General features: G+C 58.7%; 16 protein-coding genes. 7 read left to right on the forward strand and 9 right to left on the reverse strand.

Features of this window, described 5'->3' with window-relative positions; genetic code table 11:
* Positions 1–8: 8 nt before the first annotated feature.
* Genes RAK07_RS07630 through xrtA form a run of 4 tightly spaced genes read right to left on the reverse strand, consistent with a single transcriptional unit; the run spans position 9 to position 3853 of the window.
* The gene (locus RAK07_RS07630) at positions 9–1037 is read right to left on the reverse strand and encodes an SDR family oxidoreductase (protein WP_305732239.1); all 1029 of its coding nucleotides are present in this window, start codon (positions 1035–1037) and stop codon (positions 9–11) included.
* 26 nt (positions 1038–1063) lie between these two features.
* Positions 1064–2350, reverse strand: a complete 1287-nt coding sequence (locus RAK07_RS07635) for a nucleotide sugar dehydrogenase (RefSeq protein WP_305732240.1) — start codon at positions 2348–2350, stop codon at positions 1064–1066.
* A gap of 37 nt (positions 2351–2387) precedes the next feature.
* Positions 2388–3020 carry an exosortase C-terminal domain/associated protein EpsI gene (locus tag RAK07_RS07640; RefSeq protein ID WP_305732241.1) on the reverse strand — a complete coding sequence of 211 codons (633 nt, stop codon included), beginning with the start codon at positions 3018–3020 and terminating at the stop codon, positions 2388–2390.
* Positions 3017–3853, reverse strand: coding sequence for an exosortase A (xrtA, locus tag RAK07_RS07645; protein WP_305732242.1), 837 nt, complete (start codon positions 3851–3853; stop codon positions 3017–3019). Before xrtA ends, RAK07_RS07640 begins: the two co-directional genes overlap by 4 nt.
* A 270-nt stretch (positions 3854–4123) precedes the next feature.
* Here xrtA and RAK07_RS07650 point away from each other — a divergent pair, with 270 nt between their 5' ends.
* On the forward strand, positions 4124–4378 hold the full coding sequence (locus RAK07_RS07650) for a DUF3820 family protein (protein ID WP_305732243.1): 255 nt from the start codon (positions 4124–4126) through the stop codon (positions 4376–4378).
* A 322-nt stretch (positions 4379–4700) separates the two neighbouring features.
* Here the strand turns inward: RAK07_RS07650 and RAK07_RS07655 are convergent, their stop codons facing one another.
* The 5 genes from RAK07_RS07655 to RAK07_RS07675 form a co-directional block, all read right to left on the reverse strand.
* Complete coding sequence (locus RAK07_RS07655) at positions 4701–7610, reverse strand: DUF294 nucleotidyltransferase-like domain-containing protein (RefSeq protein ID WP_305732244.1); 2910 nt, start codon at positions 7608–7610, stop codon at positions 4701–4703.
* A 139-nt stretch (positions 7611–7749) separates the two neighbouring features.
* Positions 7750–9120, reverse strand: coding sequence for an L-lactate MFS transporter (locus RAK07_RS07660; RefSeq protein ID WP_305732245.1), 1371 nt, complete (start codon positions 9118–9120; stop codon positions 7750–7752).
* A 20-nt stretch (positions 9121–9140) separates the two neighbouring features.
* A complete protein-coding gene (locus RAK07_RS07665) occupies positions 9141–10190 on the reverse strand; it encodes a hypothetical protein (protein WP_305732246.1) in 1050 nt (349 codons plus the stop codon).
* Between the two features lie 12 nt (positions 10191–10202).
* Positions 10203–10457, reverse strand: a complete 255-nt coding sequence (locus RAK07_RS07670) for a hypothetical protein (protein ID WP_305732247.1) — start codon at positions 10455–10457, stop codon at positions 10203–10205.
* A 94-nt stretch (positions 10458–10551) separates the two neighbouring features.
* Positions 10552–10746 (reverse strand): hypothetical protein, encoded by a 195-nt coding sequence (locus RAK07_RS07675; protein WP_305732248.1) that lies wholly within the window; start codon positions 10744–10746, stop codon positions 10552–10554.
* 347 nt (positions 10747–11093) lie between these two features.
* Here RAK07_RS07675 and RAK07_RS07680 point away from each other — a divergent pair, with 347 nt between their 5' ends.
* The 6 genes from RAK07_RS07680 to RAK07_RS07705 all read left to right on the forward strand — a co-directional run bounded on the left by RAK07_RS07680 (position 11094) and on the right by RAK07_RS07705 (position 21342).
* On the forward strand, positions 11094–12620 hold the full coding sequence (locus tag RAK07_RS07680) for an ATP-binding protein (protein ID WP_305732249.1): 1527 nt from the start codon (positions 11094–11096) through the stop codon (positions 12618–12620).
* A gap of 1 nt (position 12621) precedes the next feature.
* Positions 12622–14004 (forward strand): sigma-54-dependent transcriptional regulator, encoded by a 1383-nt coding sequence (locus RAK07_RS07685; RefSeq protein WP_305732250.1) that lies wholly within the window; start codon positions 12622–12624, stop codon positions 14002–14004.
* Between the two features lie 680 nt (positions 14005–14684).
* Positions 14685–16148 carry a DUF3375 domain-containing protein gene (locus RAK07_RS07690; protein ID WP_305732251.1) on the forward strand — a complete coding sequence of 488 codons (1464 nt, stop codon included), beginning with the start codon at positions 14685–14687 and terminating at the stop codon, positions 16146–16148.
* Between the two features lie 11 nt (positions 16149–16159).
* On the forward strand, positions 16160–16753 hold the full coding sequence (locus tag RAK07_RS07695; RefSeq protein ID WP_305732252.1) for a DUF4194 domain-containing protein: 594 nt from the start codon (positions 16160–16162) through the stop codon (positions 16751–16753).
* On the forward strand, positions 16734–20135 hold the full coding sequence (locus tag RAK07_RS07700) for an ATP-binding protein (protein WP_305732253.1): 3402 nt from the start codon (positions 16734–16736) through the stop codon (positions 20133–20135). The genes RAK07_RS07695 and RAK07_RS07700 overlap by 20 nt, the downstream gene beginning before the upstream one ends.
* A complete protein-coding gene (locus tag RAK07_RS07705; RefSeq protein ID WP_305732254.1) occupies positions 20122–21342 on the forward strand; it encodes a Wadjet anti-phage system protein JetD domain-containing protein in 1221 nt (406 codons plus the stop codon). Before RAK07_RS07700 ends, RAK07_RS07705 begins: the two co-directional genes overlap by 14 nt.
* The last annotated feature ends 29 nt before the right edge of the window (positions 21343–21371 follow it).

Raw genomic sequence — 21371 nt, forward strand, 5'->3', positions numbered from 1 at the left:
TCCGTTTCTCAGTTCCGGTCCTTCAGGTACCAGCCCATGGCCGCATCCAGTCCCCGGTCAAGGGTGTAGGCCGGTTCATACCCCAGAAGCTGCTGTGCGCGGCTGATGTCGGCCTGGGAGTGCAACACGTCTCCGGCCCGGAATTCGCCGTAGAGCGGACCGGTTGTCGGAAGCGGGGCGCCGTGGTCGCTCAGCCGCTCGGCAAGGGCCCGGTACAGCTCGTTTAAGCTGGTGCGCTGGTTGAGCGCCACGTTGTAGACCTGGTTGAGGGCGGCCCGGTTGCTGGTTACTGCCGCCAGCAGGTTGATCTGCACCACGTTCTTGATGTAGCAGAAGTCCCTGCTGGTCTCGCCGGTGCCGTTGATCCGCACCGACTCCCCCCTGCCCAGGGCCGCAATCCAGCGCGGAATGACGGCGGCATAGGCACCGTCGGGGTCCTGGCGGGGGCCGAAGACGTTGAAATAGCGCAGCCCGATGGTCTCCAGGCCGTAGAGCTGCGCAAACACGCCGGCGTACAGCTCGTCGGCCAGCTTGCTCACCGCATAGGGAGAAAGCGGACTGCCGCAGGTTTCCTCCACCTTGGGCAACCCCGGATGATCGCCGTACACGGCGCTGCTGGAGGCATACACGAAGCGGGGCACACCGGTTTCGCAGGCTGCCTTCAGCAGGGTCAGCGTGCCGGAGACGTTGTTCTCGTTGCAGCCCAGGGGGTCCTCGATGGAACGCGGCACCGAACCGAGGGCGGCCTGGTGCAGGATGACATCAGCTCCCCGGCAGACCAGACGACAGGTGTCACGGTGCCGGATATCCCCCTCGATGAACGTGAAGCGTCGCCACTGTTTTTCACTGACCAGGCCGTTCACCTCCGCCAGGTTTTCCGGCTTGCCGGTGGAGAAGTTGTCGAGCCCCACCACCTGCTGATCCAGGTGCAGCAGTTCTTCCAGCAGGTTGGAACCGATAAAACCGGCCACGCCGGTGATCAACCAGCGTTTCGGCCTGCTGCGCAGCTCGTTTTTCAGCTCGTCGTACACTGACATGGCGCCATCCCTCCGGTTCGTGGTTATCACAGCTGCCAGACCCTGATGCCGGCATGCTGCAGGGAGGCGGCATCAAAGGTTCCCTTGACATCGATCAGCACCGGATTGTCGGCCAGCAGGGGAAACAGTCTCTCCGGCGACCAGTTCCGGTAGGTTTCATGGGCAACGGCGGAGATCAGCGCCGCAGCCGGCTGCATGTTCTCCAGCTCCAGCAGGGGCACGCCGTACTCCCGCAGCGCCTCCTCCGGGTCGGCCAGGGGATCGTGCACCTGCACGGTGACGCCGTACTCCTGCAGTTCGCGGATGATGTCCATTACCTTGGAATTGCGCAGGTCCGGACAGTTTTCCTTGAAGGTCAACCCCAGCAGGCTGACCACGCTGCCGGCAACCCGGTGGCCGGCATGGATCATCTCCTTGATGGTGCGCTGGGCAATGAACTTGCCCATGCCGTCATTGATCCGCCGCCCCGCCAGGATCACCTGCGGCAGGTAACCGATCTTCTCCGCCTTGTGGGTCAGGTAGTAGGGATCGACACCGATGCAGTGCCCCCCCACCAGCCCCGGCTTGAAGGGGAGAAAGTTCCACTTCGATCCCGATGCTTTCAGCACTTCTCCCGTATCAATTCCCAGCCTGTCGAAGATCAGGGCCAGCTCGTTCATCAGGGCGATGTTCAGGTCCCGCTGGGTGTTTTCAATCACCTTGGCCGCCTCGGCCACCATGATGCTGGGGGCCCGGTGCACACCCGCCGTCACCACCGAACCGTAGGTATCGGCGATGATCTCCAGGGACTCGGCATCCTGGCCGGCAACCACCTTGGTAATGCGGGTAAAGGTATGCTCCCGGTCCCCCGGATTGATCCGCTCCGGGCTGTAGCCGATCTTGAAGTCGCGCCCCCCGGTAAGCCCCGACACCTGCTCCAGCACCGGCAGGCACTCCTCTTCGGTGGCTCCGGGATAGACGGTTGACTCGTAGACCACGATATCCCCCGGCTTCAGGATCTGCCCCACCGTCCGGGAGGCGCTGCGCAGCAGGGAAAGATCCGGCTGGTTGGCGTCGTTCACCGGCGTGGGCACGGCAACGATATGAAAGTCAGCCTGCCGCAGATCGTCTATCTCACTGGTGAAACGGATATCCGCCGCAAACAGCTCCTCGCCCCCCACCTCGCCGGTCCGGTCGTAACCCCGGCGCAACTCCTGGATGCGGGTCGGGTTGATGTCGTAACCGATGGTGCGGGCGCGCCTGCCAAAGGCAACCGCCACCGGCAGTCCCACGTAGCCGAGTCCCACAACGGAAACAGTGCGTTGCTTCTTCATACGGACACCTCTGGTTGGGCAGTCGTGCGGCAGGCCGTCATGACGGCAGAAACCGGCAGAGCTGCGGATAGACTGCACGGATGAAGCTGATGCCGTCGGCGGCGGCCTGCTGCTCGTCCCCCGTGAACGGCACGGAAATGCGGATGAAGCTGGCATCCTTGCGCCCATGGGCAAGGGCACCGCTGATGCCGGCCAGTTTCAAACGGTATTCGTCGGCCAGGGTTTCTCCGCGCACCTGGAACCAGTAAAAAAACAGCTCTCTCGTTTCTCCCCGCTGGTAGACCGCCCGGGCCAGGTTGATGGTGCCCCGGGGCTGCGCCAGGGCCAACCGGTCCGCTGAAAGCTGCTGCCAGCCGGTACCGGGCAGGCAGTGGCGGGGAGAGTGGATTTCGCCGCTTTCGCTGCCGCCGTCGTGGTAGCCGACGTAGAGTCTGATCCGGCGACCGTCGGCCGACTCGTAGCGCCGGGAGAGATAGTCGCTGGGACGCAGGATGGCCAGCACATCGCCGCCGAAGGTATCCTGCGAGACCATCCGCCACTCCCCCAGGCTCACCGGGAATTCGGCCAGGGGACGGGCGACCGGCACCGACGGCATGCTGCGGAACCCGAGGAAGATGCCGGTGACGGCCAACAGCAGCCAGAGGCCGATGAAGCGGCTGCGGGCGATCATGACGCTTTCCCCCGCAACAGCAGTCCCAGGGCCACCAGCATCGCCATGGCCAGGGCAAAGACCGCCAGGCCGGCAAACTCATGAAAAAATCCTTCCGCCACCCTGGCGCCGTGGTAGCTGGCCAGGATGCCGGTGATGATCACCCGCAGGGCATTGGCGGCGATGGCGATGACGATGGAGGAGAGAATGACGATCCAGCGCTTCAGCGGCGATATCTGCAGGAAGAAGGCGTAGGCGATGCTCAGGGCCAGGATGGAGACCAGTGAACGGATGCCGCTGCAGGCATCGGCCACCTCCAGGGTGATGCCGGGAAACATGATGATGTTGCCGTCGCGCACCACCGTGACCCCCAGCAGGTGCATTACCGCCACCGACACCCGGGAGACGAACTGCTTGAGCGGAAAGGCGATCTGATCATGGATGATGTAGGGAAGCGGCACCATGAAGAGCAGGTAGCCGATGGGCAGGCGCAGGGTTCTGAACACGCCGCTTCCCCAGATGAAGAGGACGATGCCGGCAACCAGCACCACCAGGGAGGAACGGATGGTGAAGTACTCAAGCCCCACCGTGCCGATGGTCAGTTGCAGCAGGGCAACGAGGATGATGGCCAGTCCCGCCAGCGAGGGGACCACCCGGCTGGCTTTCAGGTCGTCCCAGCGCTCGTAGATGAAGTAGCCGGCAATGAGGGGCACCAGGAAACCGTGGGCGTAATTGTCGTCCCGGTACCAGTCACCCACCATGCCGGCCACGCTGCGACCATAGAGCAGGGAAACCAGCACCAGGGTCAGGAGCAGTTCAATGCGGTACCGATGAAGCGACTCGTAAAAGGTCATGGGCCACGCCTCTGGAAATGGTTTGTCCGGCAACATCCGCAGCGTTGACCGGAGAGAATCATAAACCATGCCAGGGACGCCAAAACAAAATCGCAATAATTACAAAGCCCTACAAAACCAGCATGGACGCTGGCCGGTCGTGAAAATGTCACGAACCGGAATTGATCTGGCCCGCTCCGCTCCGGAAGTGATAGAGTGCTGCCAGCTTTTGCCGCACATGTCATGATTGTTGCCGCTGTTAACTTTGGAGATGGGGAAAGGGGGCAGACGATGAGCCCGGCACCCGATACGCCACAGACGCCGCACGCACCGGACAGCGCCGCCGGGCTGCTGGAACTGGCAACGGCGCGGATGCCTTTCGGCAAATACCGGGGGCAACTGCTGATCGACCTGCCGGAACCGTACGTGGTCTGGTTTGCGAACAGGGGATTTCCTGCGGGAAAACTGGGGGAGCTTTTGCGGACGGTCTACGAGATCAAGGTGAACGGCCTGGAATACCTGTTTACGCCGCTCCGGCGGGGGTGAACACAACTGTGGCACTATACCACAGGAGCGGCTTGCAAAAACAGACTGTTTCTTCGGAGCGTAACCGGGTACAGTAAAACCAAGGTAGCGCTACCTGAATCACAAACGCGAACGAAAGGTTGAAAACAGGGACTACAGCAGGTTATCAGGAACCAGACAGGAGATGCACGTATGACCGAGGACACTCCGCCCGGCTCTTCAGACCACATAGGCAGTATTCGCGGGGCGTCGTAAACGCCCGATCCCCGTGAAAGGGGAAAACGATTCAGCAAAGGCCCGCCAATTGGCGGGCCTTTCACGTTTGAGGCAACCGGCGCGGCCGTCAGACCGGGGTTTTCTTGAACTGCTGGTTCAACAGCGACTGCAGCCGGGTGACCGTGGCGAAGATCTTCTTGATCAGACTGATGTCCAGGTCGGTCAGCTCCCGGATGTCGATCAGGTTGTCCGGCGGCAGCCCCCGGTCGGCCATGGCGATCTGGTGCCGGTAGCGCAGCTGCATCAGGTAGCCGTAGCCGAAGAGCACCTCCCGCAACTCCCGGTCGGAAAGCACCCCTTCCCGGTTGAGCAGCGTCAGCCGCTCCACGGTGCCGGTGGCGTCGATCTGCTTGTACAGGGCAAAGATGCGGGCGAACATCACCATTGGCGTGATGGCGTATTTCAGGTCGAACAGCTCCCGGTTCTCCCGTTTCTCGGTGGCAATGCTGCCGGTGATCTTCACCGCCGACTTGAATCCCAGCACATTCTCGGCAAAGTTGTAGAAGAAGAGCTGCTTGTCCCGCACCACCCGGTTCACTTGGCGACGCAGCTCCTCCGCCAGCTCGAAGCTGCCGTACACCGGCCTGAAGTCGAAGAAGATGGAGACATCCAGGATGTTCTGCGGGTCGGGGGTATCCACCCAGGCGCTGACGTAGCTCTTCCAGGCGGACAACGGCACGCACCAGCGGGGATTTTTGGCCATGACGTTGCCCCGGCAGTAGCTGAAGCCGGCCTCGTGCAGGCCGTCGCAGACGGCAGCGCTCAGGCGGGCGAAGTACTCCCGCACCGCTGCCGCCTGCTCTTCCGGCACATCCTCGTAGATGATGGCGTTGTCCTGATCCGTTTCCAGGGTCTGTTCCCGGCGCCCCTCGCTTCCCAGGGTCACGAAGGCAAACGCCACCGGCGGCGTCCCCAGGTCGTCGATGCTCAGCTCGAAGATCCGGCCGGTGATCCGGGCGGAGATGGCGGCGATCAGGCGGCCGATGGTGGGGGCCTGGACCTGCTGCTCGATCAGGGGACGGGCGATGGCAACGACCTGCCTGAACAGGTGGCGCAGCTCGTCAACGGAGCCGGCCGCGGCGATCCGCTGCTCGATGGCCCGCTGGCTGCGGCAGAAGGCGCGGGGGATGTCGCCGACATGCACCACCCCGGCCACGGCGTGATGATCGTCCCGCACCACCAGGTGGTCGATGCCGCGCTCCGAGGCCAGCAGCACCACCTCGCTGACCGGGGCGGAGCGCTCCACCGTCAGCACCGGTGCGCTCATCACCCGGAACACCGGCGTGTCCGGCGGAAGGCCGGCGAAGACGGCCCGCTGCCGGATATCGGCAAAGGTAACGATCCCCACGAGCTCCCGGTTCTCCCCCTCCACCGCCAGCACGTCGGTCTTTCTGGCCGCCATCATCTTTTCGGCCCGGGCCACGGACTCATGCAGGGGGATACCGGCCAGCTTCTGCATCCAGTGGGCGGCCGGCTGCTCCATGAACAGACCCGCTATCGTGGTCTCCGCGATCAGGGCATCGGTTTCACGCTGACGGCGCAGTGTGTCCGTGACATCCTCGATGATCCCCTCGCAGACCATCTGCCCGCCCTCCCCCGCCACCGCTGTCAGGGCCACGGCCAGGGTCACCTCGCTGCCGTCCCTGCGCAGCAGCGGCAAGGCGCTCTCCTGCAGCCGTCCGCTGTTCATCAGGGTGCTGCGGAACCGTTTCCCCCGCTCCTGCCCGGCAAACAGCGTGACAACGGGGACGCCGGCCAGCTCCTCCGGCGACGCGTACCCCAAAAGCCGCGCAACCGGCTCGCCGGCCTCCACAATACGCCCCTTGGCGTCCAGCACCAGCCGGAGCGGGGCAAGGCCGAAGCCGCCGATCATCTGCCGGTACTCCGCCGCGTCCAGGCTGTGCCGCTCCCTGACGGTCACATCCTTGAGGATCAGGATGGTGCCGCTGCGCTCGGACAGGGCAATGGGGGAGACGGTCACCAGCATCTCCCGGCGCTCCCCTTCCCTGCTCTTCAGCAACAGCTCGAACTGCCCCTCCGCCGGCACGCCCCGGCGGAAAAGCCGCGCCGCCTCGCCGCTGTCGGCATCGTCCAGCAGCATGGCCAGTTCCTGCCCCACCAGCTCCTCCGGACCGTAACCGGTCATCTGCCGGACCCGGTCGTTGGCAAAGGTAATCCGGTTGTCCAGCACCATCAGCAGCCCTTCAGTGGCGGCCTGCACCAGGGTCCGGTACTTTTCCATGGACTCCAGCAGGTCGTTCTCCGCCGCCACCCGCGCCTCCTCGATCCGGATGCTCTGCTGCATGATCAGGGACAGCAGGAGCACCATAACCAGCGAAATTGCCAGCGAAATCAGGATCAGGTTATGGGTGAGGGAGCTGATGTTCTTCTTCACATCCTCCACGTAGATACCGGTTCCCACGATCCAGCCCCAGGGCTCGAACCCCTTGACGTAGGAGAGCTTGGGCACGATCTGCCGGGAGTCGTCCTTCCACTGCCAGAAGTACTCCACATACCCCTCGCCCTGGGCCTTCACCACCCGCACGAACTCCAGGAACAGCTTCTTGCCGTGGGAATCGCTGAACTGTTCCAGGCTTGTGCCCTGCAGGTCGCTGCGGTAGGGGTGCATCACCATGTTGGGATGCAGGTCCGATATCCAGAAGTAGTCCTTGTGCTCCCCGCCGTAGCGCAGGTGGCGGATCTGCTCCACCGCCTGCTTCTGGGCCTCGGCCCGGCTCATCAGCCCCTGGCGCTCACGGGCTTCGAACTCTTCCAGCACGCTGACCGCCGTGTTGGTCAGCTCCTTGATCATCACCCGCTTCTCGTCCATGATCGAGGCGCGGAAACGGGGGATGATGATCAGGAAAATGGTAAGGAGAAACAACAGGATGGTCACCAGGGTGGGCACCAGAATCCTGGTGGTGAACTCCCGCTTGCGCTTCCTGACCACGGTGTAGGTATAGTCGGCTCTGTTCATGGGCCTGCTCCGCAACCTGCCTGCCTGAATTTTGTCCGCCCGGAAACCGGATGAGGGGGCGGCGGCCACCACCACGGTACCACCAGCCCCCCCATTCCTGTCCTCTCCCGGTGCAGCTACAACGGTGTGCTCCGTCGGATCAGAACGAACTCATCTCCCGCGGCACGCGGACCGTCTCCTGCTCAAAGCCGGCAAACACCCGCATCCCCAGCTTGAATTCCGACCAGAACTCTTCCCACTGGGACGGTGCCTTGGCTTCGGCGGTCTCCGGCTTCAGCTCCGCCAGGAAAATGGTCAGGGCCGCGCCGGCGGCCAGCAGCACGCCGGAGAGCATGAACGATTTGCCTAAGCCCCCCGGCTGAGCGGAGAGCATCTCGGACACCTTGCCCATGACGAATCCCCCCACCCCCCAGGCGGTGAACAGCACGCCGTAGTTGAGGCCGTAGTTCTTGCTCCCCCAGTAGTCCTTGGCAAAGGAGGGAAACAGGCAGAGGTTGGAGCCGTAGTTGAAGCCGATGAACGTGGCCAACAGCACCAGCAGCACCGCGCTGCCGGAATTGACCACCGCCAGGGCCGCGAACATCATCACCGCCTGCAGGGCCAGCATGATGAACAGGGTGGCACGCCGGCCGATTTTGTCGGAGAGCACCCCGGCCACCACCCGGCCGCCGGCGTTGCCCACGGCCATGATGGCCACTGCCAGAAACGCCAGGGAGCCCATGCTCTTCTTGGCTAGGCCGGCCACGCTGCCGATCACCATCAAACCGGCGCCGGAACCGATGAAGAAGGTGGCCCAGAGCACGTAGAACTTGTAGTTGCGCAGCATCTCGCTCACCGTGGCGTCCACCTTGGGCTTGCCGGCGTTCAGCTTGGCCAGGGGACCGGGATCGGCGGGCTCTGCCGGTACGTACCCCTGGGGCGGGTTGACCAGCATGAAGGAAAGGCCGCAGACCAGCGCCAGGAAGCCGATCCCCAGAAACAGCATTGATTTCGGAATCCCGTAGGCACCGATCAGCCAGGAAGCCAGCGGCGCGATGTAAACCGGCGCAATACCGAAGCCGGCCACCACGATACCGGCGATCAGGCCGGTCTTGGAGGGGGAGAACCACTTAAGCGCCGGCGGCGTGGCTGCGGAGTAACCGAAGCCGAAGCCGGAGCCGGCCAAGAGACCGAAGCCCACCACCCAGGCGGCGTAGGAGCTGGAAAAGGCCATCAGCAGGAAGCCGGCCCCCACCAGCAGGCCGCCGATCAGGGCGGTGCGGGCCGGACCGATCTTGTCCTGGCACTTGCCGGCCAGGATCATGGAAAAAGCAAAGGCCAGACAGCAGACCGCGTAGGGGTCGTTGATGGTGGCGATGTCCCACTGAAAGGCCCCCGGCCCGCCCTGCTCGATGGAGCTCTTGATGGCCCCCTTGAAAATACTCCAGGCATAGAGCACGCCCAGGGCCAGGTTGATGGCCAGACCGGCGGTTACGACGCTCCAGCCTTTGTTCTTGATGGTTTCCGACATGGGTCAACTCCTTTCCGGATTCAGTGCGATTGGGAAACGGTCTTGCGGAGAGGGCCGTTCATGCGGATTGCGGCGGCAAACTCCATCCAGAACACCAGGTAGATCGAGATCATCATCGACAGCCCCACGTTGCGGTTTTCGGGGCCGAACATCTGGGCCAGAAGCGGCGAGGCGAAACCGGCTCCCAGGTCGCCGGTCAACCGCTCCAGCATGTAGAAGACCGGCAGGGTGAAGAGAGTACCCAGCACCATGATGGCGATGCCGGTGGGGCGCTTGATCCAGTATTTGGGGGAGAAGCCGTACATGCGCATGAAAATCACCACCCAGATGATCCAGAGGGCGTAATCAACGGCCGTGTCCGGCAGGGCCAAGCGGTTTTTGAAGAGCAGCAGTTCCAGGCCGGTGATCAGCCCCAGCAGGGTGAAGAGCCAGTTGAACTTCTCATTGGCCTGGGTCTGCCACTTGCGGCTGTCCGGAGCCAGCACCTCGCCGAAGGAATGGGTGTGGGTCCCCAGGGCGGAAAAGAGCAGGGCGAACCAGATACCGGCGGCATGGAAGAGAATCGAGGCGTGGTGGCCGGAGATGTTGGCGATGCGGGACATGGGGTCATGGGCGAAATCGGCGGTGATCCGCATCAGGAACAGGTTAACGATCACCGAGCAGCAGACGATCACGGCGATGGTGAAAATCCGCCGCGGCAGGAGATAGGGGTCCACCCGGTCGGGAAACCCGATGATGAAGGCGAACCAGATCAGGTACATGATCAGGGCGAAGCCCAGGGAGATGCCGTAGAAGGTGTTGCCGGCAAAGTCGCCGTTCTGGGAGTAGATGGCCAGGTTGTTGTCGGGATCGTCGTCGGTGTTGAGCGCCTTGACCACGTCCTTGTTCATGTTCTTCAGATGCGGCAGGAGCCCCATGGCGTACCAGCCGTTGTCACCCCTGGTGGTGTCCACGACCCAGTACTGCTCGCCCATCATGTCGTCGAGGCCCTTGAAGAACTGCATATTGAAGGTGGCGCAGATCACGCAGACCACCAGGAGCAGAATTGCGTTGGAAATTTTCATCGGCATGGCGATATCCCCCTATTCCTTGTGCGTGGTCCAGAACATGGCCACGGCATTGGCGGCAAACAGTCCGTACAGCCACATCGTGTTCCAGGCCGGGCCGGACCACTGGCCGCTGCTCCGTCCTCCCCCCACGATCCCCGACGCCACCACGATGGCGATCAGCGCCGTGAAGGCAACGATGGCCACGGTGCGCAGAATGGCGCTGTTACGCCAGGTATGGCGCTCCAGATCCTCGATCCGCTGCAACAATTCCAGTTCCCGTTCACTCATCTCTCGTTCTCCTTTGCTGTAGTTTCGTTTCAGGGTGGCCCGTGGGCGGGCCGTTCTTTCCTGTCGGTGCGATATCGCTCCCGCAACCGCCGGATCAGCAGGCGGCGGGCTGCAGTTCCGGAATGCCGTGGAAGCGGTCCACCAGCTCACGGTACTTGGCGCACTCCCGGTGGCGGCCGTTGCAGTAGCGGATGATCATGTTCACGTCGTGGGGTGAGATGTAGCCGCACCCCACGTCGCAGTAGTCGTCGTTTTTGCCGAAGAACGGACAGATATCTGAAGGTGCCATCGGTGCTCTCCTTGGTGCCGTCTCCTAAGCATTGATCGCGCCAAAACGACACAACCCAAGCCAAGCGCAAATATTTCAAATACTTACACACAAGAGCCACAAACCGCCGCCCCAACGGCAGCAGCGTTCTTTGCATTTTTGCAAAAATGTGCCATGCTCCGGTGTCGAATCAGGGGGCCACGGCGTGCGAACCAGCGGAGCCGGCGTGGTTGTTCCGTATACAAAACCGGCATGTATTCCGGGTCTACGGCACCAGCGCCCTGCTGATTCGCAAAAATGCAACCAACAGTTCACCGGGATTTTGCATTTCTGCAAACAGGACGGTACGGACACCAGGGAGGGGAACGGTGATCAAGGTTCTCAATGAAGTGAAACTGCGCTGGCAGCTGCTGGCCCTGGTGCTGCCGCTGGTGATCGTGCCGATCGTCGTGGTGGCCCTGGTCATCGGCTACATCGCCAACCTCCAGGCCTACCGGGGGATCACCCAGACCAGCAAGGACGATCTGCAGCACATGGTGGCCTTCACCCGCGACCTGCTGGATGCCCACAACCGCCATTACCCCCAGCGGGCCGGCCTGAAGACCGGTGAGACGGCTGACCCTGCCGAGGAAAAGGCCTTTCTTGCCCTGAAGGCGAAAATCAAGAGCAAGCGGGTGGGGGACACCGGCTACATCTTCTGCATGGACACCAAGGGTACCCTCACCGTCCACCGGGAGGCGGAAGGGACCACCATCTACGATGTCCAGGATTCCAGCGGCTTTCATTTCATCCGGGAGATGTGCCGCAACAAGGACGGCTGGATCCGCTATCCCTGGCGCAACGTGGGGAGCACAACCCCCCGCATGAAGATCGTCCATTACGAGTATTACCAGCCCTGGGACTGGATCGTGGCGGTAGGCTCCTACGAGGACGAGTTTTACCGCGAGGCCAACAAGATAAAAGCCCGCATCTTCTACAGCATGCTGGTGCTGATCCTGGTGGTGGCCGCCATCGCCACGGCCCTGGTGGTGCGGGCCTCGGCCATCTTCACCAGCCCCATCACCCACATGATCGAGGTGATCCGCCGGGTCAAGCAGGGAAACCTTGAGGAAAAAATGACCGTGGCGGGGCAGAACGAACTGGCGGAAATGGCCACCGCCTTCAACCAGATGACCGACATCATCCGCCGCAACAAGGAGATGGAAGCCTCCCTGGCCCAGCAGGGGAAGATGGCCTCCCTGGGGGTGCTCTCCTCCGGGGTGGCCCACGAGATCAACAACCCCCTGGGGGTGATCCTGGGCTATGCCGGCTACCTGGAAGGGAAGATGCGCGAGGATGACCCCCACTACAAGTACATCCACGAGATCAAGCGGGAGAGCAAACGCTGCAAGAAGATCGTCCAGGACCTGCTCTCCTACGCCCGCACCCCCCGCCCCGCCCTGGAGCCGGTGGACCTGAACGAACTGCTGGCCCAGATCGTGGACTTTGCCGCCAACCACACCGACATGCGTAACGTCACTATTGCCACCAACTTCGCCCCCGACCTGCCGATGGTGATGCTGGACGGCGACCAGATGCGCCAGGTGGCCATCAACCTGATTCTGAACGCCGGCGGCGCCATGCCGGAGGGGGGACGGCTCACCGTCACCACCGCCGCCGTGGAGCCGGACCAGGTGATGATCACCTTCAGCGACACCGGTTGCGGCATCCCGGAAGAGAGTCTGGAAAAGATTTTTGAGCCGTTCTACACCACCAGGGAGCGGGGCACCGGCCTGGGGTTGGCCATCACCCGCCAGATCGTGGAGCGCCACCACGGCGCCATCACCATCGACAGCGCACCGGGTGCAGGAACCACCGTCAGGCTGATCCTGCCCCGGGAACATGAGGATATCTGACATGACCGACAGGAAACGGATACTGGTCATCGACAACGAAGCCGGCCTCTGCCGGATGATGGAACAGGTGCTGCTGGACCACGGCTACCTGGCCAGGGCGGTCACCTCCCCCCAGAAGGCCATGGCCGAGTTCCGTCCCGGCGCCTGGGACCTGGTGATCACCGACATCAAAATGCCCGGCATGAGCGGGCTGGAGGTACTGAAAAAGGTCAAGGAAATCGCCAAGGATACCCCGGTCATCATGATCACCGCCTACGCCACGGTGGACATGTCGATCCAGGCCCTGCGCAGCGGGGCCTACGACATGCTCACCAAGCCGTTCGAGCCGGACGAACTGATCTACCGGGTGAAAAACGCGCTGCAGCAATCGGAACTGCTGGAGGAAAACCGGGAACTGCGGCGGGAGCTGGAAGGAAAATTCTGCTTCGACAACATCATCACCTCCGGGGCCCTGCGCCATGTGCTGGTCAAGGCGGAAAAGGTGGCGGTGCGGGACACCTCGGTGCTGATCACCGGCGAATCCGGCACCGGCAAGGAGCTGATCGCCCAGGCGATCCACTACAACTCGCCGCGGCACGAGCGGAAATTCGTGGCCATCAACTGCGGCGCCCTGCCGGAATCCCTGCTGGAAAGCGAACTGTTCGGCTACAGGAAAGGGGCCTTCACCGGGGCCAGGGAAAATCGCCAGGGGCTTTTGGAAACCGCCGACGGCGGCACCCTGTTTCTGGACGAAGTGGGCAACCTGCCGATGAACGTCCAGAAGACGCTCTTGCGCTTTCTCCAGGAGAAGGAGTTCACCCGCCTGGGGGAAAGCAGCCCCACCAGGGTGGATGTGCGCATCCTCTCCGCCACCAACGCCGACCTCAAGCAGGCGGTCAAGGAGGGCAGCTTCCGGGAAGACCTCTACTACCGTCTCAACGTGGTCAACATCCACCTGCCGCCGCTGCGGGAACGGGTGGAGGACATCCCCCTGCTGGCGGCCCACTTCATCCACCTGCAGAACCAGAAATTCGGCACCCAGGTCAAAGGGTTCGAGAAAGAGGCGCTGCAGGCCCTGTGCAGCTTTGCCTGGCCCGGCAACATCCGCCAGTTGAAAAACGTCATCGAAGCCTGCATGGCCATGGACAGTGCCGAGCAGATCAGCCGCGACATCCTGATGCAGTTCATCGACCTTGCCGCCGAAGCCGGGGAGACGGAAGGGACGGAACCGGACGATGTGCCGTTCAGCGCGGCCCTGGACCAGTTCGAGGCGAACCTGCTGCGGGCGCTGCTCAAGAAACACCACGGCAACGTGGAACAGGCGGCCCGTGAGGCGGACATGAACATGGCCACCATCTACCGCAAGATCAAAAAGTACAACATCCGCAAGGAAGAGCTGGCCTGACCGCTCCGGCTCCCCTCTCCTGTTACTGAAAAATGCTGGACAACACACCGGCAGTACGCTACAACGCTGCAACACTACGCCATTGACAGGAAGGCCCATGCGACAGCGGCTTCCAGAAAAACCGAATAAATACAACCACTAAACCCGCCCAAAAGGCGGGTTTTTCGTTTTCCACAGAGTGTGGAAAGATTTTTTCAATGGTTGCGTAACAGACTGGAATCAATACGGAAAAAAGTTGTGTAAAATTTCTTTCAATTTCAGTTTCGCATGCTGTGACAACAACTCTCCGGCACAACACAGTAGAAGACACGGAATTGAAAAAGCATCTAATAATATACACCAGTATATACTATTAGATAACACTCTGTGTTGTTGATTAAGTAGTTGAACACGAAAAGGAGAATGAATATGCCAGAACCATTAACTATAGCAGCAGCAGGGTTAGCAATTCTCGGTTCGAAGGAAGTTTTGACGCTACCACGACAATTATAGCTATTGGGGGAACAAAATGACTAACTGGGGCTTCGTTGCTGGTGGCCCCCAACTTGGACGGCCGGCTTTTGACTACGGGCCAGACAAACCGCGCGAAGTCGGCAAGTAGCAATTAAAGTCCAAATTTTGTCAAAAGGACATATTTTGACAGACCATTGCGGTATTCTGTTAACCGCGAGGAAAACCCCATGAATGCTGCCAGCGCAATAACATACGCCTATATCGAGCACCTCAAAAAGAGCAACCCCGCTGTGAGGCTGTTGTCGATCGACAGTGCGGCACTGGTTCTGAGTTTTCTTTACCAGACATTCCCGTTGGGTGTCCGCAGTCCGATTACCCACGATGAACTCGCATCAAGGCTTGGTGACTACCTCTATGCCATCAACTCAGAGTATGGCCTCGGTACCTATGAGCAAACCCCGAAACAATATCTGGACCAGTGGACAGGCGCGGGTTTCCTGCGGAAATACATTTCGGACCAAGACGAACAGGTCTACGAGCCGACGCCGGCCGTCGGCAAGGTGTATGAATGGATCCACAGCCTGACCCAACGCCAGTTCATCGGCACTGAATCACGGATATTGACCATCCTGGGCCTGCTGAAAAGCATGGTGACCCAAACCTTGCAAGACCCTGTGGAAGTCGTCAACGAGCTGGAACGGCAAAAGGCAGAAATCCAGGCCCGTATCGACCGGATTAAACAGGGAGGGATTGAGCCCCACGACCCGACAAGGATCATTGAACAATTTTATCAGGTCGAGGATGCGGTATCCCAACTACTGAGCGACTTCAGCCAAATCGACAAAAACTTCCGGGACCTGAACCAAAAAACCAAACAGACCATCGCTACCAGCCACCTGCCCAAAGGTGCTCTGCTCACAGAAGTGTTCGGTGATCACGAACAGATCTGGAAAACTTCTCAAGGAAGGACATTCAAGGCATTCTGGGAACTGATGATGTCCCCGGAAATGCAGGCTGAGATGGACAAAAACATCCAGCACATTTACTCCCTCCCCGAAATCAAAGAACTGGCCCCCACCAAGCTGGTGTTCAAAACCAGGCAACGGCTGCTGGAAGAAGGTGGGCACGTCTATAAAAGCAACAGCAAGCTTGCAGAACAACTGCGCAGATATCTGGACACACGGGTTCAGGCTGAAAACCGGCTTATCATGGAACTCATGCGTCCGATCGAGGAGAAGGTCCTTGCCATCTGCCTGGATGAGGCGCTTCTCCCCGCCAGGGAAACATTCATGGAGATACCAGACACTGGTATCCAGTGTGATCTGTTCATGGCACACCACCTTTACCCCATCCCGGTGCCGCAATCCATTGACAGTTCCAGTGTACAGGCTGGAGAGGGGACCGATGCCGACGCCCTGCTGCTCTTTCAGCAAAAGTTCATAGACCGTGAGCAGTTGCGTCAAAACATAGGCCAAGCCCTTGAACGGCAATCGCAAATCACCTTACCCAGGCTTCTTGAAGAATTCCCGCCTGAACACGGTGTGGCCGAGATTGTCACCTACCTGGATATCGCTCACACCTCCGGTGGCAAGCATATTGTAGACACCACCACCAAGGACACCGTGCTGGTACATCGGCCCGACGGCACAACCAAAGCAGTCACCATGTATCGTATCATCTTCTCAAGATAGGAGCGCCCGGCATGGCACTTTCATATGCTGATTCACCCGAAATAAGGTCCGTCACCATCCACCTACTAAAAACCATTCTGTACAAGGACACTCACCCAAAACTGTGGATTGCCATGCTCAACAACATGGTATCGCTTGAGAACTACTTCCAGATCATCGGTCTGCGTCTGTACGTCGACGAAGCAGAGGGGCATGCATACCTAAAGCAGGACTACCGCGAAGATGATTCTGGCCAACCAGTAACGACGCTTATCAGAAAGCAGCCATTGACGTTTAGCCTGAGCCTTATGTGTGTTCTTCTGAGAAAAACGCTCGTCGAGCACGAAGCTTCAAGCACGGAGGCCCGCCTGATTCTCGGCAAAAACGCGATCAGAGAATTACTATTGGCCTACTACCCGGAACAACTCAACCAAGCGAAGCTGATCGGCAAGATCGACGCTGACATAAAGAAGCTTATCGACTACGGAATCTTGCGCGAACTCAAGATCGAGGGAGAGCAGTACGAGGTCATGCGGATACTGAAATCGTTCTTAAACGCTCAATGGCTTGCAGACTTCAACCAAAGACTAGAGGAGTACACCAATCATGCCCGAGCAGCCGCTTGAAGCATCCGCTGTAAGCAACGTAGCCGGCTTTCGGCTGAAGCGTTTTGAAGTCCTCAACTGGGGCACCTTCAGCCATAAGGTTTGGAACATTGAACCAGGCGGCAACAACTGTCTAGTGACCGGCGATATTGGCTCCGGCAAGACCACCTTGGTGGACGGCCTTCAGACCGTGCTGGTGCCACCCGGCAAGACCCGCTTTAACAAGTCAGCATCCAGTGATGCGAGTGGCGGTTCGAAAGAACGTAGCAGCTATACCTACATCCGGGGCCTTTACAAAAACATCCGAGGTGATGAATCATCAAAAAAGGAGGCGGTGTATATCCGCGGCGAGGATGTCTATTCTGTGCTGCTCGCGACATTCTACAACCATGGGTACGAGGAGACTGTTTGCCTTGCTGTTGTATTCTCGATCCGTAATCACAAACCTGAATCGTTTTTTGTCACGGCAACCCGTCCTCTCAACATCTTGGGGGACTTCACCGACTTCGGAAATGACTCCCGTAACCTGAAAAAACGACTGAACCAGACGCCTGACACCGAGACCTTCGACGACTTCGGCCCCTACAGCGATCGGTTCCGCCGGTATTTTGGCGGGCTTTCGCGCGAAGCTCTGCTCCTGTTCAGGGACACCATCTCAACCAAGAAAATCGAGAACCTGACCAGCTTTGTCCAGTCTCTCATGCTGGAGAAACCTGAGAAGATCGACACCACTATCAATGATTTGTACAACAACTTTGACAACCTGAACCACGCCCACAAGGCGGTCCTGAAGGCCAAGAACCAAATTGAGATGCTGCAGCCCGTCAGGACACAAGGTTTGGCCTATGCAGCCATGGTTGAGGAGCGGGGAAAACTGCTCGACCTCAAAGCGGTCCTCCCGTCGTATATCGCACACCAGAGCAAGGTTCTTCTTGAAAAAGAGATAGCTGCGCTGGGGCAAAAACTTAAACAAACCCAGTCTCGTTATAGCCAGGTTAAATTGAGCCTTGAACGCGCCCAAACCACAGCCAAAACGCTGCAGCGGAACATTGACTTGAATGGTGGTGGCGCGATCGAGGAGCTGTCCCGGCAAATCAAGCACCTCGAAGAGCAGAAAACCAGAAAACAGCAAAAATGGGACAAGTACAACTCCCACCTTGAAAAGGCCGGACTCAACCCCGTTTCATCCGCTGAAGACTTTTCTGCTACACAGACGGAAGCTCAAAAACGTTTGGATGAAGTCGAACAAGAGCGGGCAGCATCTTTCGACTGCCTCGCAGAGGCCAAGGGGCTTCAAAAAGAGGCCAATGAAAAACTGACTGGACTGACCAGAGACGTTGCCTACCTTGAAACCCGGAAAAGCAATATCCACGGACGTCCTTCTGAGATCAGGGCCGACATATGCTCAGCCCTTGGTGTGAGCGAAGAGGCGTTGCCGTTCGCCGGCGAACTGATTAAGGTCGCCGACCAGGAGAAGGAATGGCAGGGCGTCATTGAAAGGGTGCTGCACAACTTCGGTTTGAGCTTGCTGGTTTCCGATTCCCTGTATCAAAAGGTCAGCGACTATGTGAACAAAACCAACCTGCGTGGCAGGCTCACCTACTTCTACGTCAAAAAGGACAAAGCGCCCACGGTAACCATCAGTAAAGAAACCGACCCGGACTCCCTTTACCGGAAACTTGAGATTCGACGTGAATCGGAATTCTTCAGCTACCTGAACGGCAGGCTCACCCAGATGTTTGGCGATTATATCTGCTGCCGGACAATGGAAGAATTCCGCTCTAAACCGATGGCCGTTACGCTGCAGGGGCAGATCAAGTCCGGCGGTAACAAGCACGAAAAAGACGACAGACGTGATCTGAACGACAGCAGCACCTTTATCCTCGGATGGAATAACCAGGACAAGATCAAGGTGATGCGGGCAGAGGCCGATCGACTGTTTGTCATCCGGTCCGGTCACGAAAAAGAAATAACACGCCTTGAAGGTCTTTTGCGCTCACTTGAAGCGACGCGTGACGCCCTGAAACAACTGGAAGGGGTTGGCTCTTACAGCGACATAGATTGGCAGTCGATCACAAGGGAGATCGCCCAGCTGAACGACAACCTGCTCGAGATTGAATCAAGCTCCAACATCCTTGCCACCATGCGCCATGAACTTAAGCAGGTTGAGATTGACATCCAGCAAAACTCAGAGAGCTTGGAAAAACTGGCTGTTGAAAAAGGTGGGCTGGAAAACGGGTTAAAGGAGGCGCAGGAACAGTACCAAACTGCCGTAGCCAACATCAATCCAGACCAGGAAAATTTGTGGCCTGCTCTTGATTCGTTCAGGGCGGAGCGCCAGATCAGGGTCCCACAGAATATCAAGGAGACCGGCGGGGCAGAACGTTCCATCGGCGCCATGCTGGACCAGGAGTCTGAGGCGCTGGGTAAAAAGCTCAATGAAAAATCCCAACAAATAGTGCAGGCGATGACCAAGTTTACCTCGACATACGAAGCGGAGTGCAAGGAAGTCACCGCCACCATGAATTCGTTCGATGAATTCTGCCGGATGCTTGAAAAGCTTGAGGCTGAGGACTTGCCACGCCACCAGGTCACTTTCAAAACGATGCTGCGCGAGCAGACCATCAACGGCATATCGCTGCTTATCAACGAGCTTGAGCGCAACAAGGACGAAATCGTTTCCCGAATTGAGAACATCAACACATCCCTGAGGGAGATTGAGTACAACCCCAGCAGATACATTGAACTGGTCCCGGAAGCCCGGTTTGACCGTGACGTAGACCTCTTCAAAAGTGCCCTCAAGGACTGCATGTACAACGCCACCCAGGAGGATGACCGCTACAACGAGGAGCGCTTCATCAAGGTCAAGGACCTAGTGGAAAAGCTCCGCGCTGAAACGGCCTGGACCAGAAAGGTCACCGATGTCCGCAATTGGTTTTCATTTCTTGCTCGGGAGGCATACCGAGACACCGGTGAGGAGCACGAAATTTACGACGACTCGCTGGGGAAATCAGGCGGCCAGCAAGAAAAGCTTGCCTACACCATTTTGGCATCGGCGCTGGCATACCAGTTCGGCCTGAACTGGGGAGAAAAACGATCTCGGGCCTTCCGCTTTATTGCGATTGACGAAGCCTTTGGCCGCATGTCTGAGGAAAGTACTAGGTACGGCATGGAGCTGTTCAAAAAGCTCGATCTGCAATTCATGCTGATTACGCCCCTGCAAAAACTGAACATCATCGAGGACTATGTCCAGTCGATCCATTACATACACAACTATGAGGGAAAGAATTCGGTCGTCCGGAACATGACAGTCGCGGAGTACCGGGCCAAGAAGGAAGAATTCCTGTTGGAGACAAACACAGCACAAGCGGTAACTGTCGAGGAAACCAATGCTTACGCCTGATCAAATAAAGGAGAAATGCCTGCGTATCTGGCAGTCTGACGGGTTTTGGCGCGAGGTTTCCTGTGCCCTGGAATTCACGCCCATAAGCATATCGCTTGGCAAGCCATCTCCAAGAGAACTACTTGAAAGGTTCCCGGATGTCTCCGCATGGTCGCGCTCATTACAGACGGCCAGTAAGGCGGCCAAGGGATACGGTTATGTGATCAGGTTTACCGAATCGGCCCATCGTCAGCTGGGTCAGCAGCAGATCCCTACGTCTGCGGAGTTCGAGACGCTTGACGATTTTTTGAGGTTCACGGGTAAGACCAAAGACTTCAGCACATACCAGGGCCTCATGGAGGTCACCCGTGAAACAGCTTTGGCCCCTGATCAAATCACGGAATGGATCAAAGGGCACCCTCTCAAAACGATTGACGCTGCAACCGTTTGGCCACGTATTATTGTCGCTTGCAACAACTTCATGGAAAACCCGAGTCGAAACCTTTATCTGCGCCAACTGGACATTCCAGGGATAGACACGAAATTTATCGAGAACAACAAGGCGCTTCTGCGGGATCTGCTCGACATTATTCTGCCGACCAAGGCTATCAATCACGCTGTTTCCGGGCTGGCCGGCAGCGGGTTTGAGCGACGTTATGGGCTAAAACATGATGAAACGCTGATACGCTTCAGGATACTGGACAAGAGCCTATCCCCATGGCCAAGCGCAACCGATATGTCACTCCCCGCCTCGGAGTTTTGTTCCCTTGACCTCCCATGTGAGCGGGTGTTTTTCACTGAGAACAAGATTAACGCCCTGAGCTTCCCTGAACATGAAGGTGCAATAGTGGTATTCGGGGGCGGATATGGGGTGTCAGCGATAAAAAATGCTGAGTGGCTGAAAAAAAGAGAGCTTTGGTATTGGGGCGACATCGACACCCATGGTTTTTCGATTTTGTCGCAGTTCAGAGCTTATTTCCCTGGTGCGAAATCGTTGTTCATGGATCATGCAACCTTAATAGCATTCAAGCCCCTCTGGGGAAAAGAGGAAGACCAGAAAAGATGCATGAGCAACGTGCCGAATCTCACCGAGTCTGAGGGAAAGCTTTACAGGGCGCTCCAGCAGAATGTATATGGCCAGAATGTTCGCCTTGAACAAGAACAGATCGGTTTTTCGTACGTGACTGCAACATTGTCTAAATTATACCGTAAGCGTAAACTTCCCTAAAACGAAGCCATGTTAAAAGTAGAGCTTTC

This window comes from Trichlorobacter ammonificans, from assembly GCF_933509905.1.
In the GTDB taxonomy this organism is placed as follows: domain Bacteria; phylum Desulfobacterota; class Desulfuromonadia; order Geobacterales; family Pseudopelobacteraceae; genus Trichlorobacter; species Trichlorobacter ammonificans.

Coding starts and splice junctions, on each gene's coding strand:
- RAK07_RS07660 (WP_305732245.1), bottom strand. CDS start 9,120: ATGTCGGAAACCATCAAGAACAAAGGCTGGAGCGTCGTAACCGCCGGT.
- RAK07_RS07690 (WP_305732251.1), top strand. CDS start 14,685: ATGAATGCTGCCAGCGCAATAACATACGCCTATATCGAGCACCTCAAA.
- RAK07_RS07700 (WP_305732253.1), top strand. CDS start 16,734: ATGCCCGAGCAGCCGCTTGAAGCATCCGCTGTAAGCAACGTAGCCGGC.
- RAK07_RS07630 (WP_305732239.1), bottom strand. CDS start 1,037: ATGTCAGTGTACGACGAGCTGAAAAACGAGCTGCGCAGCAGGCCGAAA.
- RAK07_RS07695 (WP_305732252.1), top strand. CDS start 16,160: ATGGCACTTTCATATGCTGATTCACCCGAAATAAGGTCCGTCACCATC.
- xrtA (WP_305732242.1), bottom strand. CDS start 3,853: ATGACCTTTTACGAGTCGCTTCATCGGTACCGCATTGAACTGCTCCTG.
- RAK07_RS07640 (WP_305732241.1), bottom strand. CDS start 3,020: ATGATCGCCCGCAGCCGCTTCATCGGCCTCTGGCTGCTGTTGGCCGTC.
- RAK07_RS07705 (WP_305732254.1), top strand. CDS start 20,122: ATGCTTACGCCTGATCAAATAAAGGAGAAATGCCTGCGTATCTGGCAG.
- RAK07_RS07675 (WP_305732248.1), bottom strand. CDS start 10,746: ATGGCACCTTCAGATATCTGTCCGTTCTTCGGCAAAAACGACGACTAC.
- RAK07_RS07655 (WP_305732244.1), bottom strand. CDS start 7,610: ATGAACAGAGCCGACTATACCTACACCGTGGTCAGGAAGCGCAAGCGG.
- RAK07_RS07635 (WP_305732240.1), bottom strand. CDS start 2,350: ATGAAGAAGCAACGCACTGTTTCCGTTGTGGGACTCGGCTACGTGGGA.
- RAK07_RS07650 (WP_305732243.1), top strand. CDS start 4,124: ATGAGCCCGGCACCCGATACGCCACAGACGCCGCACGCACCGGACAGC.
- RAK07_RS07670 (WP_305732247.1), bottom strand. CDS start 10,457: ATGAGTGAACGGGAACTGGAATTGTTGCAGCGGATCGAGGATCTGGAG.
- RAK07_RS07685 (WP_305732250.1), top strand. CDS start 12,622: ATGACCGACAGGAAACGGATACTGGTCATCGACAACGAAGCCGGCCTC.
- RAK07_RS07665 (WP_305732246.1), bottom strand. CDS start 10,190: ATGCCGATGAAAATTTCCAACGCAATTCTGCTCCTGGTGGTCTGCGTG.